We start from the raw sequence: 15,408 nt of genomic DNA, 5'->3' as shown, positions 1-15,408 counted from the left end.
AAACATTATAAAAAGAATATACAAATTTTACACAATAAATATCATTACTATATAATAAAAGCAAAATGAGAATGTGGAGGCAGTCCGATGGCGACTACAAAACCAAAATATAATATTAAAGCAGTGTCTCAAATAGTAGGTATTCAGCCCGGTACTTTACGTGCCTGGGAACGCCGATATCAAATGATCCGTCCTTCCAGGAATGAAGCAGGACACCGTTTGTATTCGGATGAACATTTAAAAATTTTAAAATGGCTGATGGAAAAAGTAAACAAAGGATTTACAATATCACAGGCTGTATCCCTCCTGGAGAGCAATCAGGAGACAGTAACAGAAGGAGAAACGACAGATAATCCTAGTCAATTAGAAAAAATAGGTGAAGAGCTTCTTGATCAACTGCTTTCTTTTAACGAGCATGAAGCACAAAGAAAATTGGACCATGCGTTCACACTTTTCACACCTGAGACAGTTGCAATTGATATTATTGGCCCTCTTTTAGTGAGAATAGGAGACCTATGGGAAAAAAATCAGATTACAAGCGCACATGAACATTTTGCCAGCCACTTTATCCGTTCGCGTATAGGCATGATGTTATTGTCTGTACCTTCTGAAGCGATTCTTCCTAAAGCTTTGCTGGTCTGTGGGCCTAATGAGCGCCATGAACTAGGGTTGATGATATTTGCGCTTTATCTGAAACGGAAGGGATACGAAGTTATTTATCTAGGCCAAAGCATTGCGGGAGGGGATATTGACATAGTGATTGAAGAAGTTGAACCTAAATTTATGTTTATGTCATGTACGTTAAAGAAGAATATCCCTATAACAGTAAGACTGGCGGAGTCTTTGCAGAAACAGTTCCCAGACTTAAAAATCGGATTAGGTGGATATGCTTATGATCGATTATCGGAACTAGATAAAAAGCGTATGGAACCATTTATTGTCGGGAATACAAGGAAAGACTGGGACAACTGGCTGAAAGCTAATTGATTTCTAACCATTTTTAATTGGTTGCCCCTTCGAGGAAAACTCATATATAATTTGAAAAAAGGTGCCATAATCGCATCAGTCATCATAGGATATAGATAACACACATTGTGACAGGGGGGCGATCATGTGCGGGTAGAGAGAATGTCTAATGAGAAATTTAAGATATTTCTCACATTTGATGATTTAATGGACAGAGGATTATCTCGCGATGAACTGTGGAGCGATCTCCCAAGAGTTCATCGGATATTCAGCGATATGATGTACGATGCTGGCATAGAACTCGGTGTTGAATTAACGGGTGTGTTGTTGGTGCAGGTGTATTTACTGCAAGCGCAAGGCATGCTGGTTGTCGTAACGAGAACCGAACCTGTTGATTTTGAAGATGAAGAAGATTATATGGAAATGAAAGTCACGCTGGATGAAAGAAATGAAATGATGTTCTGCTTTGATAACTTTGAAGATGTGATACAAGCAGGGATTCATTTGAATCAACTGAATGTCATAGGTGGAAGTGTTTATTTTTATCATGAACACTACTACATGCTGTTTCGTGACGAAGATATCTGGCACTTAGACGCTGATCAGGTTATCGCATTGCTTTCTGAATTCGCTTCTGCATCTACAGCCACTTCTCATCGCTTGATAGAATACGGGAAGACAATCATGGACAGTCATGCATGTGAAATGATTGTCGAATATTTTTCATAAGGTGTGTTTGAGTATGAACGATGCTTCCTTCAAGCTTCGTTCTTTTTATTTTTGTTTTTAACGTCTTGTAGGGTATATTATTGAAAGGATTTAAAGGGATGGCGAATCACGTGCGGGAGAAGGATACCCTCTCCCGTTATTCATGAACAATTAAATGTAAAGAAGCATATTTTTTAAATAGAAGAGCTTGAGTTAAAATGTTAAGATGTAATGGAATATAGATTGATTCTTATGTAGTTATGAAATGGAGTGTGCACTATGAAGGTTGCGGTATTATATGGTGGAACTTCTGGTGAAAGAGAAGTTTCCTTATCGACAGGACAGGGAATTATAAAAGCATTGAAAAACAAAGGTCATGAGGTTACTGGTATAGATTTTTCCCCTGAAAAAATAAGCGAGGTCCTTCAATTAGATGTCGATTTAGTTTTTATCGGACTGCACGGGCGCTATGGTGAGGACGGAAGAATCCAAGGTTTATTGGATATGCTGGAAATTCCATATGTAGGATCAGGAGTGTTAGCTTCTGCCTTAGCCATGGATAAAGCGAAGTCTAAGCAAATCTTCTCATCAAATGGAATTCAAACAGCGAATAGTAAAACTTATGATGTTTCCAATAGTGATTGGCATAAAGAGGTTGAGGAAGATGTAATTAAATCTTTCTCCCTGCCATTTGTAATCAAACCAAATCAAGAGGGTTCCACCCTTGGTTTAACTATTGTAAAAGAAGAAAGTCAGATTGCAGAGGCTATCAAAATGGCTGCGAAGTCAGACTCTATCATTCTGGTAGAGGACTATGTAGGCGGCAGAGAGGTCACCGTTCCTGTAGTTGGACACAAAGGCAGTGAACGCGCCCTCCCAGTCATTGAAATCATTCCTAAGAATGATTATTACGATTTTGATTCAAAATATAAACCTGGCGGAAGTGAACATATTGTCCCTGCAAAAGTGGACAATACACTCACGGAGCAGCTGCAAAGAGAAGCAGTTCTTGCCCACCAATTGCTCGGATGTGACGTGTACTCACGTGTGGACTTCATTATAAATGAAAAAAACCAGCCCATCATTCTTGAAGTTAATACATTACCAGGAATGACACCGACTAGCTTATTTCCAGATTCAGCTCAGGAAATCGGGTGGAGCTATGATGATCTAATCCAAAAATTCGTTGATCTCTCAATAGCGGGTAAAAAACAAAAGGTGTAATCGCTTACTTTTTCTTTTGTAAAAGGGGAGAAAACCTTAATTCTTGCTTTCCATAATAGGTACGAAAGTGTATACTATTCACTGAAAGATGACCCCGATAAGCGAATGGATGGATATTAGGAGGTAAATGGATGGTAGCCGATAAGCCAACAGATTCTGCAAATGAAAAGAATGACAAACTTGACGTGTTAAAATCCACTCAGACAGTGGTCAAAAAAGCACTTGATAAATTAGGTTATCCCAATGAGGTATATGAACTTATGAAGGAACCTGTCCGTATGATGACGGTCAGGATTCCGGTAAGAATGGATAATGATCAAATCAAAGTATTCACTGGCTACCGTGCCCAGCACAACGATGCGGTAGGACCTACTAAAGGCGGTGTTCGTTTCCACCCTAGTGTCACGGAAAAAGAAGTCAAAGCATTATCCATTTGGATGAGTCTTAAAGCGGGCATCGTTGATTTACCATACGGTGGAGGAAAAGGCGGTATTGTCTGCGATCCTCGCGAAATGTCCTTCAGAGAATTAGAAGGTGTCAGTCGTGGATATGTTCGTGCTATTAGTCAAATTGTTGGGCCAACAAAAGATATTCCAGCCCCAGACGTTTTTACAAACTCTCAGATTATGGCTTGGATGATGGATGAATACAGCCGAATTGATGAATTTAATAATCCTGGCTTTATTACGGGTAAACCTCTTGTCTTAGGCGGTTCTCATGGTCGAGAAACAGCAACAGCAAAAGGAGTAACCATTTGCATTGAAGAAGCAGCTAAGAAGAAGGGCATCAATGTAGAAGGTGCAAGAGTTGTCGTTCAAGGTTTTGGTAATGCCGGAAGCTTCTTAGCTAAATTTATGCATGACCGAGGCGCGAAGGTTATTGGTATTTCAGATGCATACGGTGGATTGCATGATCCTGATGGATTAGACATAGATTACTTGCTTGATCGTCGTGACAGTTTTGGAACAGTAACGAATTTATTCAAAAACACGATAACGAATGAAGAATTACTCGAGCTTGATTGTGATATTCTTGTCCCAGCAGCAATCGAAAATCAAATCACTGAAGATAACGCTTATAACATAAAGGCAACCATTGTAGTTGAAGCTGCTAACGGTCCGACAACTCTTGACGCTACAAGAATTTTATCCGAGCGAGGCATTCTCCTCGTGCCTGATGTGCTCGCTTCATCAGGTGGAGTTACAGTTTCATACTTTGAATGGGTTCAGAACAACCAAGGTTATTACTGGACGGAAGAAGAAGTTGAAGAAAAACTTCACAAGGTAATTGTCAAAGGGTTTGATAACGTTTACAGAACAGCAGAGAACCGACGATGCGATATGCGTCTTGCAGCTTATATGGTCGGAGTCCGTAAAATGGCGGAAGCTTCAAGGTTCCGCGGATGGATATAGGTTGATTCGATAAGTATAATCTCCTATCATTTATATGGTAGGAGATTTATTTTGTTTAAATGGCAGCTCTTTTAAAGAGCTGGTGGACGGAAAGAGGAGTGTGAAACATGCAACAAGAGGAAAAAGTTATCATAATCGGCGGCGGCCCGTGCGGCATGAGCGCGGCCATTGAATTGAGAAGACAAGGAATTGAACCATTAATTATAGAAAAAGGAAATATTGTTAATTCAATTTATCATTATCCAACTCATCAAACATTTTTCAGCTCAAGCGAAAAATTGGAAATTGGACAAATTCCATTCATATCTGAACGACAGAAACCGGTACGTAATGAAGCATTAGCTTACTATCGTGCAGTTGCAGATCGTGAAAACTTACGAGTAAATGCGTTTGAAAAAGTAGTGAAAGTAAGTTCAATGGATTCAGGTTTCGTCTTAGAGACAGAAACTAAGGAAAGAGAAAAGAAAGAATACAAAGCGGATCAAGTAATCATTGCCACAGGCTATTACGATCAGCCAAATTATATGGGAGTAAAAGGAGAAGAGCTTCCTAAAGTACAGCATTACTTCAAAGAAGCTCATCCGTTTTATAAAAAAGATGTAGTTATTGTAGGCGGGAAGAACTCCGCTGCAGATGCTGCCCTTGAACTCGAAAAGGCGGGTGCGAATGTCACTGTACTTTATAGAGGCGAAGACTATTCTAAAAGTATCAAACCTTGGATTTTACCTCAATTCGAGGCGTTAGTAAGAAAAGATCTAATCAAGATGGAATTTTGCGCAAACGTAAAAGAGATCACAGAATCCGAAGTTATTTATGAATGTGAAGGTGAAATAAGAAAAGTAAAAAATGATTTTGTATTTGCTATGACTGGTTATCGTCCTGATCACGGATTTTTGACCAAAATGGGGGTTGAATTTGATAAGGACACAGGGAGACCTGCGTTTAACGAAGAAACAATGGAAACCAATGTGAAGGGCATCTACATTGCTGGCGTAATCGCTGCCGGTTATAATAACAACGAAATCTTTATAGAAAATGGTCGCCATCATGGTGGGAAAATTGCTCTTTCTATAAAAAATCAAAAATAAAACATTAAGATCAAGAGTCCCTCGCCTGGGGCTCTTTTGTATTTTGTATGTTCTCACTTTTTTGACTCCGTGGGAAAAGGAGCGAGGCGAGACCCCACAGAGAACGAGAAGGCTTGCCAGTTTCTCCATCAGGAAAGCGAATCCTTTCCCAACGGCCCTGTATCATCCCCTCAAACATCTTGGATCCGAGTCTTTCAGAATACTACTATTATCCGGAATAATGTTATCGATTAACAAATGCTAATGATGTAAAGTGAAAATTGATTGATTTTGTTATAATATTGGAGGAGTACATAAGAAGGGCGGCGGTTATTGTGAGCAAAGTAGTCTTATTAACAACGGGAGGTACAATAGCAAGTGTACCTAATGAAGAGTCAGGAAAGTTATCTTCAGGAGCCTTGACTGGAGAAGAACTCGCTGAAATGCTTAAGTTACCCACAGATATCGATGTAATCATTGAATCCGTATTTCAAAAGCCAAGCATGCACATAGATTTCCAAGATTTACTCTTCGTAAAAGAGAAAATAGAGGGCTATTTTAAGGATGATGCTGTTTCTGGAGTTGTTGTCACTCATGGAACTGATTCACTTGAAGAATCCGCTTACTTTTTGGACTTAACAGTGAATGATAATCGTCCGGTCGTTATCACAGGATCTCAACGATCTCCTGGTGAAATGGGAAGTGATGCTTATATCAACCTTAGGCATGCCATTTACTCCGCATGCAGTCCTGATTTACATAATGCGGGTGCTGTGGTTGTATTTAACGAACGGATCTTCCCTGCTAAATACGTAAAAAAAGAGCATGCGTCCAATATTCAAGGCTTTAATGCCTTCGGGTTTGGTTACCTGGGAATTATCGACAACGATGAAGTCCACATTTATCAAAAGCCTATTAAGCGAGAGGTTTATGATGTGGTTTCTTCCATTCCTCGTGTAGATATTGTGAAAACTTACTCTGGCGCTGACGGCACTTTTGTTAAGGCTTCTATAGAAAGTGGAGCTAGAGGAATTATTCTTGAAGGGGTAGGACGTGGGCAAGTGGCTCCTGGGATGATGGGAGAAATTATCAGGGCAATTGATGAAGGGGTCACAATTGTTATTACAACTACTTCTGAAGAAGGATCAGTGTACACGACTTACGACTACCTTGGAAGTGCCTATGACTTATATAAGCATGGAGTAATCCTTGGTGACGATGATGATAGTAAAAAAGCAAGGATTAAGCTTGCTGTTATTCTTGCGTCAGATTATGAAGGTGAAATTAAATACTAATCCTTGATACCTATACAGGTACTACGTTTAGAGTAGGGCAAAAGTTTGTGTTTTTTACATCATATCCCAGACATCGGTTCCCTTTCCAATAGCTTCGTGATACGATTTAACTCAGTTGAATTTAGGGGAAAGGCTGATGAACTATGGCCTTATTAACAGCGGCAATTGCTCCTGCAGTGGCCATTATGACATTTATATATCTAAGTAAGCGGATTGAACTAGAGCCTCTGCCTTTGATTATAAGAATGTTTGTCATCGGGGTTATTATGGTTTTTCCAATCATGTTTATCCAATATGCCTTCGAAACAGAGGGATTTTTTCAAACTCCGTTCTTGAAATCAGTATTTTTGGCAGGGCTGTTAGAAGAATTTTTTAAATGGTTCTTTTTATTATTTGTGGCATTTCGCCACTCTGACTTTGATCACCACTATGATGGTATTATTTATGGTGTAGCGATCAGTCTGGGGTTTGCGACTGTGGAAAATATCATCTATCTATTTGCGAATGGAATAGAAATTGCTTTGATGCGAGCTATATTTCCAGTTTCATCTCATGCATTGTTCGGTATTATTATGGGATTTTATATAGGAAAAGCCAAGTTCTCGAATTCCAATTCAACGCTTTGTCTATTTTTTGCTTTGTTAATTCCAGTATTTTTGCATAGCTTTTATGATTTCATCATTACCGTCTTTGATCAAATGTGGATATACGGAATTCTTCCGTTCATGCTTATACTATGGATGGTAGGAATAAGAAAAATCCGTGTTGCAAATAAACATCATGAGAAGCTGTTAAAATCGTGACTTCAACAGAACCGCCGGTGCTCGGCGGTTTTTTTTATATGTCATAAATGTATAAACTTCCTAAACCGATAGAAACTACCGATATAAATAAATTCTATTGGTCAGGGGTGGAACACGGATGTTATGGAAGAAGACAACGATTGTTTGTATAGGTCTGGCCATGTTGGTTTTGCCATTATCTGAATGGACGAATGTCAAACCTGTACACGGATTCTCAAATCAAGTCATCCAGCAAGGGGCAACGGGTGATGACGTCATTGAACTTCAGTCTAGACTTCAGTACTTAGGTTTTTATAACGGAGAAATTGATGGAGTTTTCGGTTGGGGGACTTATTGGGCAGTGAGAAACTTCCAGTATGAGTTTGGTTTAGAAATTGACGGACTTGTTGGGCAAGAAGTCAAAAACAAACTGATAAAAGCCAGTAAATACGATGAAGGTTTCGTTAAAGAGCAAATTCGTCAAGGAAATGATTTCACGCACTACGGAGGTACTCCGAAACAACAGCAAACCAGTAAACAGGGACAAAAAGCACCTCAGCAACAGCAGCAAGCACAACCTCAAGAGCCTACAGCTGTTAACGTTCCTAGTGGGTTCTCGCAGAATGATATTCAATTGATGGCCAATGCTGTTTATGGAGAAGCGCGAGGAGAGCCTTATGTGGGGCAAGTAGCTGTAGCTGCCGTTATCTTAAACCGAGTGAGCAGCGCTTCTTTTCCAAATACAGTCTCAGGGGTCATCTTTGAGCCGCGTGCCTTCACTGCTGTAGCTGATGGACAAATTTGGCTCGAGCCTAATGATCAGGCTAGAGATGCAGTATTAGATGCAATCAATGGCTGGGATCCATCAGGTCAAGCAATATATTATTTTAACCCTAATACAGCAACTTCGAGCTGGATTTGGGGAAGACCACAAATTAAACAAATTGGTAAACATATTTTCTGTAAATAGGAGGTGGAAGCATGATTCGTACAATCGCTATCATTGTATTAAGTTTAACGACGATTGGAGCAGGCGTCTGGGGTTATAAGGAAAACCAGGATAAGAATGCTGTGTTGATTCAAGCAGAAAACAGCTATCAGCGAGCTTTTCATGAGTTGACCTATAATATCGATCTTTTGCACGACAAAATTGGTGCATCTCTCGCAATGAACTCACGAAAACAGCTGTCTCCTCAACTCGCAGAAATATGGAAGATCGCCTCTGAAGCTAATTCAGATGTCGGTCAGCTCCCACTGACCCTACTCCCTTTTAATAAGACGGAGGAATTCCTTTACGATGTTGGAGACTTTGCTTATCGATCGGCTGTAAGAGATTTGGAGAAAAAACCTCTTAGCGAGAAAGAAGTAAAAATGCTTGAACAACTACATGAACAATCTGGTGAAATTGAAAATGAGCTGCGAAAGGTGCAAAATGTAGTACTTGAGGATAACTTGCGATGGATGGACGTTCAATTAGCTTTGGCAACCAATGACGAGGTAGGAGATAACACGATTGTGAACGGCTTTAAAACTGTAGAAAAATCTGTAGATGGATATACACAATCTACAATGGAAGCCGGGATGGGTACGAAGAAACCTGAACAACAATACCGCTACCTTAAAGGTGAAAAACTTTCTAAGAATGAAGCTAAGAAGGTGGCCAGTGACTGGCTAGAAAAAGTGGATCAGTCTAAACTTACCCTAACTAAATCAGGTAAAGGAGCTGATGTTCCAACCTACACCGCTTCTTTCCAAAACGGTGAGAAGAACGGATATATTGATTTAACAGAAAAGGGTGGGCATCCACTTACCATCATGATCAGCAGGCCTGTAGAAAAAGCGAAAATCAGCTTGCATGAAGCTTCTAACAAGGCAAGAGAATTTGCTAAAGGATTAGACATATCCTCCCTAGAACTTATTGAAAGCAGTCAATATGATAAGGTCGGTGTATTTCGCTTTGTGTACACAAAAGATGATGTACGCTATTACCCGGATTCCATTGTAGTCAAAGTTGCACTCGATAACGGGGAAGTTCTTGGTTTGTCAGCCCGGGAATATTATAATTACCATAATGACCGTGAATTGAATCCGCCTGAGATATCTGAAGAAGAAGCTAGAGAAAAGGTTAATCCTCAATTGCAAATTCAAGAGAAGCATATGGCAGTGATTGAGAATGATGTTAAAGCGCAGGTTCTCTGTTATGAATTTTTAACCACTATGGAAAATACCACCTACAGAATTTTCATCAACGCTACAAATGGTGAAGAGGAAAAAGTGGAAACATTGAAAAAATCAGAAATGAAATTTAATCAAGATGTATAAGAAAAGAGCCACCTTGGAAAAGGTGGCTCTTTTCTATTCCATAAGTACTGTCCGCTTCCTTTTATAAATAATGAATGAGATGATTAGACTAATTTAAAGGTTTCAATTATGAGAGGAAATAACGGGGATTATGAAGATTGGCATTGTAATGATTATTCAATGGTACAACTATAGTCAATTCGATTTCCTGTTTCTTAGAGAAGGCACAATCAGACGGGTTAAATATTGCAGCCCCTTCACCGCTTATATGCAGGGGGAAATAGGCTATGCGCCGAATTTGAAAGCATAACAGAAAAGCACAGAGAAATAATTATGAAATATTGTTTTTACCAGAAGAGACAAAGGGGGAAGCTGGGTTTGAAATAGAGGATTTCATGGATTTTTTACATTTAGTTATGTTATTCTTTACAGAGGAAAAATCAAATAATTCGAATAAGCGCGCTTCCTATAATCAAGTGCGCTTTTGTACGTAGTAAGGAAAGTGGAGGAAGATGAAGTTATGAACACAATGACAATCGCAATTGACGGTCCCGCAGCTGCAGGGAAAAGCACAGTAGCTAAAAAAGTAGCTGAAAAACTTTCTATTATATATGTAGATACTGGTGCAATGTACAGAGCTTTGACTTGGAAAGCGATCCAAGAAAATGTGACTCTCGAGGATGAAGGAGCCCTTACTGAACTTTTAAAAAATACGGAATTAAAACTAGTTCAATCTCCATCAGGTCAAAAAGTGGTCCTGAACGGAGATGACGTATCAGAAGCTATCCGCACAAACGAAGTGACGAACCGGGTTTCGATCGTTGCTAAACATAAAACTGTTCGTGAAGAAATGGTGAAACGCCAGCAGGAGCTTGTTGAAGAACAAGGCGTAGTTATGGATGGTCGTGACATTGGTACACATGTACTTCCTAATGCTGACGTTAAGATTTTCATGGTTGCATCTGTAGAAGAACGGGCGGAGAGACGTCATAAAGAAAATAAGCAAAAAGGTTATGAATCGAATCTGGAGGAGATTAAGTCGGATATAAGGAAAAGAGACGAGATTGATTCTAATCGTAAAACCGCTCCTTTAGTGAAAGCAGAGGATGCTATTGAAGTAGATACCACCTCACTGTCGATTGAGGAAGTAGTTGACAAAATCATTTCAATTGTCAAAGAAAAGCAGCATAGGGAGGGGTAAAGGAATGAATCTCTATAAATTAGGAAAGTTTCTTTGTACAGTAATCTTCTATCCGCTATACCGAATCAAAGTCGTTGGTAAAGAGAATATTCCAAAGGACGGTCCTGTAATTATATGCTCTAACCATATTTCAAATTTTGATCCACCTGTCGTAGGGATTACAAGCGATAGAAATATCTATTTCATGGCTAAAGAAGAGTTGTTTAAAAACAAGTTCTTTGGGGGAATATTGAAAGGAGTCCATGCATTTCCAATAAAAAGGGGAATGAGGGATCGCAATGCTTTAAGGCAAGGTCTGAACGTATTGAAAGAAAACCACGCACTGGGGCTTTTTCCTGAAGGCACACGCCAGAAAAACGGAGAAGTCGGCAAAGGGCTCGCAGGTGCAGGCTTTTTTGCCCTTCGATCTGAAGCTACGATCGTTCCGTGTGCAATTATTGGACCTTATCAAAAATTCAAACCATTAAAGGTTGTTTATGGTGAACCAATTGATATGACAAGTTTTCGACAAGAAAAAGCGTCGGCTCAAGTCGTTACAGATCGAATTATGGAAGAAATCAGACAATTGCATAAAAATCACCGATGAGAGAAGCGTAAACACTTGACAAAATGCTCTAAATATTAGAAGTTAGACAAAAGGGCATTTCTGTATTATAAGGTTGTGTCGGAAATTGAAGGAGGTAGCTTGGTATGGATGAAATGAATCAAGAAGTATCTGGAATGAAAGAATTCTCTGCAGGGGACATTGTGACTGGTAAAGTCGTAAAGATTGAAGAAAAACAGGTCCTCGTAGATGTTGGATATAAAGTAGAGGGGATTGTACCTATTAGTGAATTATCCAGCCTTCATGTTGAAAAAGCTTCTGATGCAGTGAGCGAGGGTGATGAGCTTACACTTCAGGTGAAAAAAGTAGAAGACGATGAAATCGTTCTTTCAAAGCGTGCTGTAGATGCGGATAAAGCATGGCAGGACCTTGAAGAGAAATTTGAAAGCGGAGAGATCTTTGAAGCAGAGGTCAAAGACGTCGTTAAAGGCGGTCTTGTCGTTGATATCGGTCTCCGTGGATTTATTCCAGCATCCTTAGTTGAAACCTATTATGTAGAAGATTTTGAAGACTACAAAGGTAAGAACCTATCCCTTAAAGTTGTAGAACTGGATCGCGAGCAAAATCGTGTCATCCTGTCTCACCGTGCAGTCGTAGAGCAGGAAGAAGCTGCTAAAAAACAAGAAGTCCTACATTCATTGGAGGAAGGTCAAGTAATCGAAGGTACCGTGCAGCGTTTAACTGACTTCGGTGCATTTGTTAACCTTGGAGGGATTGACGGACTCGTACATATCTCTCAGTTATCCCACCAGCATGTGGAGAAAGCTTCTGATGTTGTGGAAGAGGGACAAACAGTAAAAGTTAAAGTACTTTCCGTTGATCGTGACAATGAAAGAATTTCTCTTTCATTGAAGGCTACACAGCCAGGACCTTGGCACGACCTTCATAACAAAGTAAAACAAGGGGAAGTTCTTGAGGGAACTGTTAGACGTCTTGTAAGCTTTGGAGCTTTTGTTGAAGTATTCCCGGGTGTAGAAGGTCTTGTGCACATTTCACAAATTTCCAACCGTCATATTGGGACTCCTGGAGAAGTTCTTGATGAGGGGCAGCAAGTTCAAGTTAAAGTACTTGATGTTGATGAGGATGCGAAGCGCCTTTCTCTAAGTATGAAAGAACTTGAGCGTGAGGAAGCACGTCAGGAAATTGAGCAATACGAGAAAGAAGACGATAATTCAGGATTCTCACTTAGTGATATGATTGGTGACAAACTAGATAAGTATAAAAAATAAGGATTGGATGATGGATATGACAAGGTCTGAGAGGAAAATTGATCATATCCACCATGCCTTAGGTCATGAACGCGATTTTCACAATCACTTTGATGATGTGGATATCGTTCACCAGAGTTTAGCGACACTGGATTTTCATCAATTAAGCATAGAGACTAAAGTTGGGGAACTTAATTTAAGTTCCCCTCTTTTTGTTAATGCAATGACCGGTGGTGGTGGAGATAAAACGGAGCAAATCAACCGTGACTTAGCTTCAGCTGCTAAAGAGACAGGCATAGGAATGGCTGTCGGTTCTCAAATGTCTGCTCTTAAAAATCCTGAAGAGAGACGAACCTACGAAGTTGTCAGAGAAGTCAATCCAAGTGGGATAGTCTTTGCAAATGTAGGGAGTGAAGCGGATGTAAAGCAGGCTAATGAAGCAATAGATATGCTAAAAGCGAACGCTTTACAAATCCATATAAATACTCTTCAGGAAATGATTATGCCTGAAGGAGATCGTGACTTTACAGCTCGACTAAAAAAAATCGAAAAAATTGTTAAAGAAATAGAAGTCCCTGTAATTATAAAAGAAGTTGGTTTCGGAATGTCGAGGGAAACTGTGAAGCAATTATATACAATGGGCGTCCGTTATGTGGACATCGCCGGACTCGGAGGAACGAATTTTTCCAGAGTTGAAAACAGAAGACGGGATAAACAACTTGAGTCTTTTAACAACTGGGGCATTCCAACTCCTCTCTCTATCATGGAAGCTTCGCATAAAGCTTATGATCGGGATGATTTTCATATCATTGGCTCAGGTGGGATCCGAAATGGTTTAGACGGTGTGAAAGCCATGGTACTTGGGTGCCAGGCTTTCGGGATGGCAGGAAACCTTTTAAGAGTTCTTCTCGAGGAAGGGAAAGAAGCATTAATTGCAGAAATTCGTCATATTCATGAAGAGATTAAAATAGCTATGATGCTCCTTAATGCTAAAACTGTGAAAGATTTTAAAGGAAAACCGTACGTACTTTATGGTCGCACAAAAGAGTGGAAAGAACAAAGGATAAATTCCAGCCTATGACAACAGTCATAGGCCTTTTTTTATTGATTTCGTTTAAACCTTCCTCTAGCTACCTATACTAGAAAAGAAGGAGAGGTTCGTATGACTGCAACCTATTATTGGTTTGCTTGGACGATTTCGATTATTGCCTATTTTTTTATTCAAAAATCCCGATTAAAATGGAAAATATTGCTCTTTACAGGGGTAAGTATGTCTACATACTCTTTATCTTTTTGGAACGTTCAACAGCATTTCTACCTTCATATCGCAGTTCTTGGGTTCTTTGGGCTCATATTCTGGACGAGCAGAAAAAGGGGGTGGATCGAACACTTTTGGCCTTTCGTACTAAGTATAGGCTACACTTCTTTCCAGCTCTTTTTCATGATAAATCCAGTGTGGCTTGAGCTTCCCGGTATACAAATAGGATTGATAGCCGTTTTATTGTTATTGAAATATTTCTGCAGGGATCTAGAAGGATTGATAGGCCTGTGGCTAGTGATGGTTGTTATTGGTACGCTATGCTCTCATTTGATTTTTTCGTTGTATTTAGATGGCGGAGTGTTTTTCAATAATCAAATTCTCTTATTAGCTGTACAAGGAGTTATTATTTTATTAATTTTTCATGGGTTAGAAAAGCTAAAAAATATAAATAAAAAGAAAAGAAGTCAGCAAGTAAATAAAGGAGCTGCGTTGATGTGAATGAATATACCTACCCCATCATAGCCGGAATTGTTGTTGGCACAGCGTTGCGAATCTTCATGCTTCGCAGTGATTACAGACAGTATCCGACTTATCTGCACGGCAAAATCATTCATTTATCTCTTGGTTTTATCGCTGCATCACTAGGAACTATCGCGATCCCATCAATTATGGAGAAAGAGTTCACTGCTGTAACCTTTCTGACCCTAGCCGCCTCTCAATTTCGAGAAGTGAGAAACATGGAGCGGAATACTTTAACAGAAATGGACTCCTATGAACTGGTACCAAGAGGTAATACGTACATTGAAGGCATTGCCGTTACATTCGAAAGCCGTAATTATTTGGTAATTTTTACTTCATTTGTAGTCACATTAAGCTATTTAGCTATAAATGTTTGGGCTTCTGTTGTGGCAACGATCTTATGCTTTATCTTTGCAAAGTTTCTTATGAGTGGATCTAAATTGTCTGATATTGTAACGGTGGAACAATCTGAGCTCCATTTTGATGGAGCTGGCCTTTACGTAGATAACATTTATATCATGAATATAGGGCTGCCAGAAAGACAAAAAGAAATTATGAAGTATGGGATGGGGTTTATCCTTACCCCTAAGTCTTTTAGTGTGCGATCAACTATAGCTAATCTCGGTCAAAGGCAGGCGATTTTGCATGATGTGTCCGTGAGCTTAGGTGTTTTCAGGGACTCAGGGACGCCTGCTCTCGTTCCTTTAATTAAAAGAGATTTGAATGACGGAAGGATTGGGGTATTTATCCTCCCACAACTTCAAGATCCTGTAAGAGCGAAAGAAATCATTTCATCTGTTCCTGTTTTAGAAAATGCCATACAAATGCCTTCGAAGCGGATGAAACAGGAGGGATAGGCT

Annotated in this window: 16 protein-coding genes; all 16 read left to right on the top strand. The window is 39.7% G+C overall.

Going from position 1 to position 15,408, the window contains the following annotated elements; translation table 11 throughout:
* The first annotated feature begins 87 nt into the window (after positions 1 to 87).
* The 16 genes from ACRYKC_RS09755 (at position 88) to ACRYKC_RS09680 (ending at position 15,405) form a co-directional block, all read left to right on the top strand.
* A complete protein-coding gene (locus tag ACRYKC_RS09755; protein WP_433806533.1) occupies positions 88 to 987 on the top strand; it encodes a MerR family transcriptional regulator in 900 nt (299 codons plus the stop codon).
* 141 nt (positions 988 to 1,128) lie between these two features.
* Positions 1,129 to 1,695, top strand: coding sequence for a genetic competence negative regulator (locus ACRYKC_RS09750; RefSeq protein WP_433806532.1), 567 nt, complete (start codon positions 1,129 to 1,131; stop codon positions 1,693 to 1,695).
* A gap of 258 nt (positions 1,696 to 1,953) precedes the next feature.
* Positions 1,954 to 2,898, top strand: a complete 945-nt coding sequence (locus ACRYKC_RS09745) for a D-alanine--D-alanine ligase (RefSeq protein ID WP_433806531.1) — start codon at positions 1,954 to 1,956, stop codon at positions 2,896 to 2,898.
* Between the two features lie 131 nt (positions 2,899 to 3,029).
* Complete coding sequence (locus ACRYKC_RS09740) at positions 3,030 to 4,310, top strand: Glu/Leu/Phe/Val family dehydrogenase (RefSeq protein WP_433806530.1); 1,281 nt, start codon at positions 3,030 to 3,032, stop codon at positions 4,308 to 4,310.
* A 107-nt stretch (positions 4,311 to 4,417) separates the two neighbouring features.
* On the top strand, positions 4,418 to 5,398 hold the full coding sequence (locus ACRYKC_RS09735; protein ID WP_433806529.1) for a YpdA family putative bacillithiol disulfide reductase: 981 nt from the start codon (positions 4,418 to 4,420) through the stop codon (positions 5,396 to 5,398).
* A 314-nt stretch (positions 5,399 to 5,712) separates the two neighbouring features.
* Positions 5,713 to 6,672, top strand: a complete 960-nt coding sequence (locus ACRYKC_RS09730; protein WP_433806528.1) for an asparaginase — start codon at positions 5,713 to 5,715, stop codon at positions 6,670 to 6,672.
* Between the two features lie 143 nt (positions 6,673 to 6,815).
* Positions 6,816 to 7,475 carry a glutamic-type intramembrane protease PrsW gene (gene prsW, locus ACRYKC_RS09725; protein ID WP_433806527.1) on the top strand — a complete coding sequence of 220 codons (660 nt, stop codon included), beginning with the start codon at positions 6,816 to 6,818 and terminating at the stop codon, positions 7,473 to 7,475.
* 160 nt (positions 7,476 to 7,635) lie between these two features.
* Entirely contained in the window at positions 7,636 to 8,424 is a 789-nt protein-coding gene (sleB, locus tag ACRYKC_RS09720) for a spore cortex-lytic enzyme (protein ID WP_433806596.1), read from the top strand.
* Positions 8,425 to 8,435: 11 nt separating this feature from the next.
* Positions 8,436 to 9,776 carry a germination protein YpeB gene (gene ypeB / locus ACRYKC_RS09715; RefSeq protein ID WP_433806526.1) on the top strand — a complete coding sequence of 447 codons (1,341 nt, stop codon included), beginning with the start codon at positions 8,436 to 8,438 and terminating at the stop codon, positions 9,774 to 9,776.
* 130 nt (positions 9,777 to 9,906) lie between these two features.
* Positions 9,907 to 10,065, top strand: coding sequence for a hypothetical protein (locus tag ACRYKC_RS09710; protein ID WP_433806525.1), 159 nt, complete (start codon positions 9,907 to 9,909; stop codon positions 10,063 to 10,065).
* Between the two features lie 210 nt (positions 10,066 to 10,275).
* Positions 10,276 to 10,956: a (d)CMP kinase gene (cmk, locus tag ACRYKC_RS09705; protein WP_433806524.1), complete on the top strand. Its 681-nt coding sequence runs from the start codon at positions 10,276 to 10,278 to the stop codon at positions 10,954 to 10,956.
* Between the two features lie 4 nt (positions 10,957 to 10,960).
* On the top strand, positions 10,961 to 11,542 hold the full coding sequence (locus ACRYKC_RS09700; RefSeq protein ID WP_433806523.1) for a lysophospholipid acyltransferase family protein: 582 nt from the start codon (positions 10,961 to 10,963) through the stop codon (positions 11,540 to 11,542).
* 104 nt (positions 11,543 to 11,646) lie between these two features.
* Positions 11,647 to 12,789 carry a 30S ribosomal protein S1 gene (gene rpsA, locus ACRYKC_RS09695; RefSeq protein ID WP_433806522.1) on the top strand — a complete coding sequence of 381 codons (1,143 nt, stop codon included), beginning with the start codon at positions 11,647 to 11,649 and terminating at the stop codon, positions 12,787 to 12,789.
* A 16-nt stretch (positions 12,790 to 12,805) separates the two neighbouring features.
* Positions 12,806 to 13,849 carry a type 2 isopentenyl-diphosphate Delta-isomerase gene (gene fni, locus ACRYKC_RS09690; RefSeq protein WP_433806521.1) on the top strand — a complete coding sequence of 348 codons (1,044 nt, stop codon included), beginning with the start codon at positions 12,806 to 12,808 and terminating at the stop codon, positions 13,847 to 13,849.
* An 81-nt stretch (positions 13,850 to 13,930) separates the two neighbouring features.
* Positions 13,931 to 14,527 (top strand): YphA family membrane protein, encoded by a 597-nt coding sequence (locus tag ACRYKC_RS09685; RefSeq protein ID WP_433806520.1) that lies wholly within the window; start codon positions 13,931 to 13,933, stop codon positions 14,525 to 14,527.
* Positions 14,524 to 15,405, top strand: coding sequence for a YIEGIA family protein (locus ACRYKC_RS09680; RefSeq protein WP_433806519.1), 882 nt, complete (start codon positions 14,524 to 14,526; stop codon positions 15,403 to 15,405). Before ACRYKC_RS09685 ends, ACRYKC_RS09680 begins: the two co-directional genes overlap by 4 nt.
* The last annotated feature ends 3 nt before the right edge of the window (positions 15,406 to 15,408 follow it).

Source organism: Halobacillus sp. A1-3 (genome assembly GCF_050971765.1).
GTDB classification, from domain to species: Bacteria; Bacillota; Bacilli; order Bacillales; family Halobacillaceae; genus Halobacillus; species Halobacillus mangrovi_B.
The sequence above is the reverse complement of the archived record's forward strand: the minus strand, read 5'-3'. Positions and strand labels throughout refer to the sequence as shown.

Bases quoted from the DNA above. Each gene is read 5' to 3' on its own strand.
- ACRYKC_RS09755 (WP_433806533.1), top strand. From the start codon at position 88: ATGGCGACTACAAAACCAAAATATAATATTAAAGCAGTGTCTCAAATA.
- ACRYKC_RS09750 (WP_433806532.1), top strand. From the start codon at position 1,129: ATGTCTAATGAGAAATTTAAGATATTTCTCACATTTGATGATTTAATG.
- ACRYKC_RS09745 (WP_433806531.1), top strand. From the start codon at position 1,954: ATGAAGGTTGCGGTATTATATGGTGGAACTTCTGGTGAAAGAGAAGTT.
- ACRYKC_RS09740 (WP_433806530.1), top strand. From the start codon at position 3,030: ATGGTAGCCGATAAGCCAACAGATTCTGCAAATGAAAAGAATGACAAA.
- ACRYKC_RS09735 (WP_433806529.1), top strand. From the start codon at position 4,418: ATGCAACAAGAGGAAAAAGTTATCATAATCGGCGGCGGCCCGTGCGGC.
- prsW (WP_433806527.1), top strand. From the start codon at position 6,816: ATGGCCTTATTAACAGCGGCAATTGCTCCTGCAGTGGCCATTATGACA.
- sleB (WP_433806596.1), top strand. From the start codon at position 7,636: ATGTTGGTTTTGCCATTATCTGAATGGACGAATGTCAAACCTGTACAC.
- ypeB (WP_433806526.1), top strand. From the start codon at position 8,436: ATGATTCGTACAATCGCTATCATTGTATTAAGTTTAACGACGATTGGA.
- ACRYKC_RS09710 (WP_433806525.1), top strand. From the start codon at position 9,907: ATGAAGATTGGCATTGTAATGATTATTCAATGGTACAACTATAGTCAA.
- cmk (WP_433806524.1), top strand. From the start codon at position 10,276: ATGAACACAATGACAATCGCAATTGACGGTCCCGCAGCTGCAGGGAAA.
- ACRYKC_RS09700 (WP_433806523.1), top strand. From the start codon at position 10,961: ATGAATCTCTATAAATTAGGAAAGTTTCTTTGTACAGTAATCTTCTAT.
- rpsA (WP_433806522.1), top strand. From the start codon at position 11,647: ATGGATGAAATGAATCAAGAAGTATCTGGAATGAAAGAATTCTCTGCA.
- fni (WP_433806521.1), top strand. From the start codon at position 12,806: ATGACAAGGTCTGAGAGGAAAATTGATCATATCCACCATGCCTTAGGT.
- ACRYKC_RS09685 (WP_433806520.1), top strand. From the start codon at position 13,931: ATGACTGCAACCTATTATTGGTTTGCTTGGACGATTTCGATTATTGCC.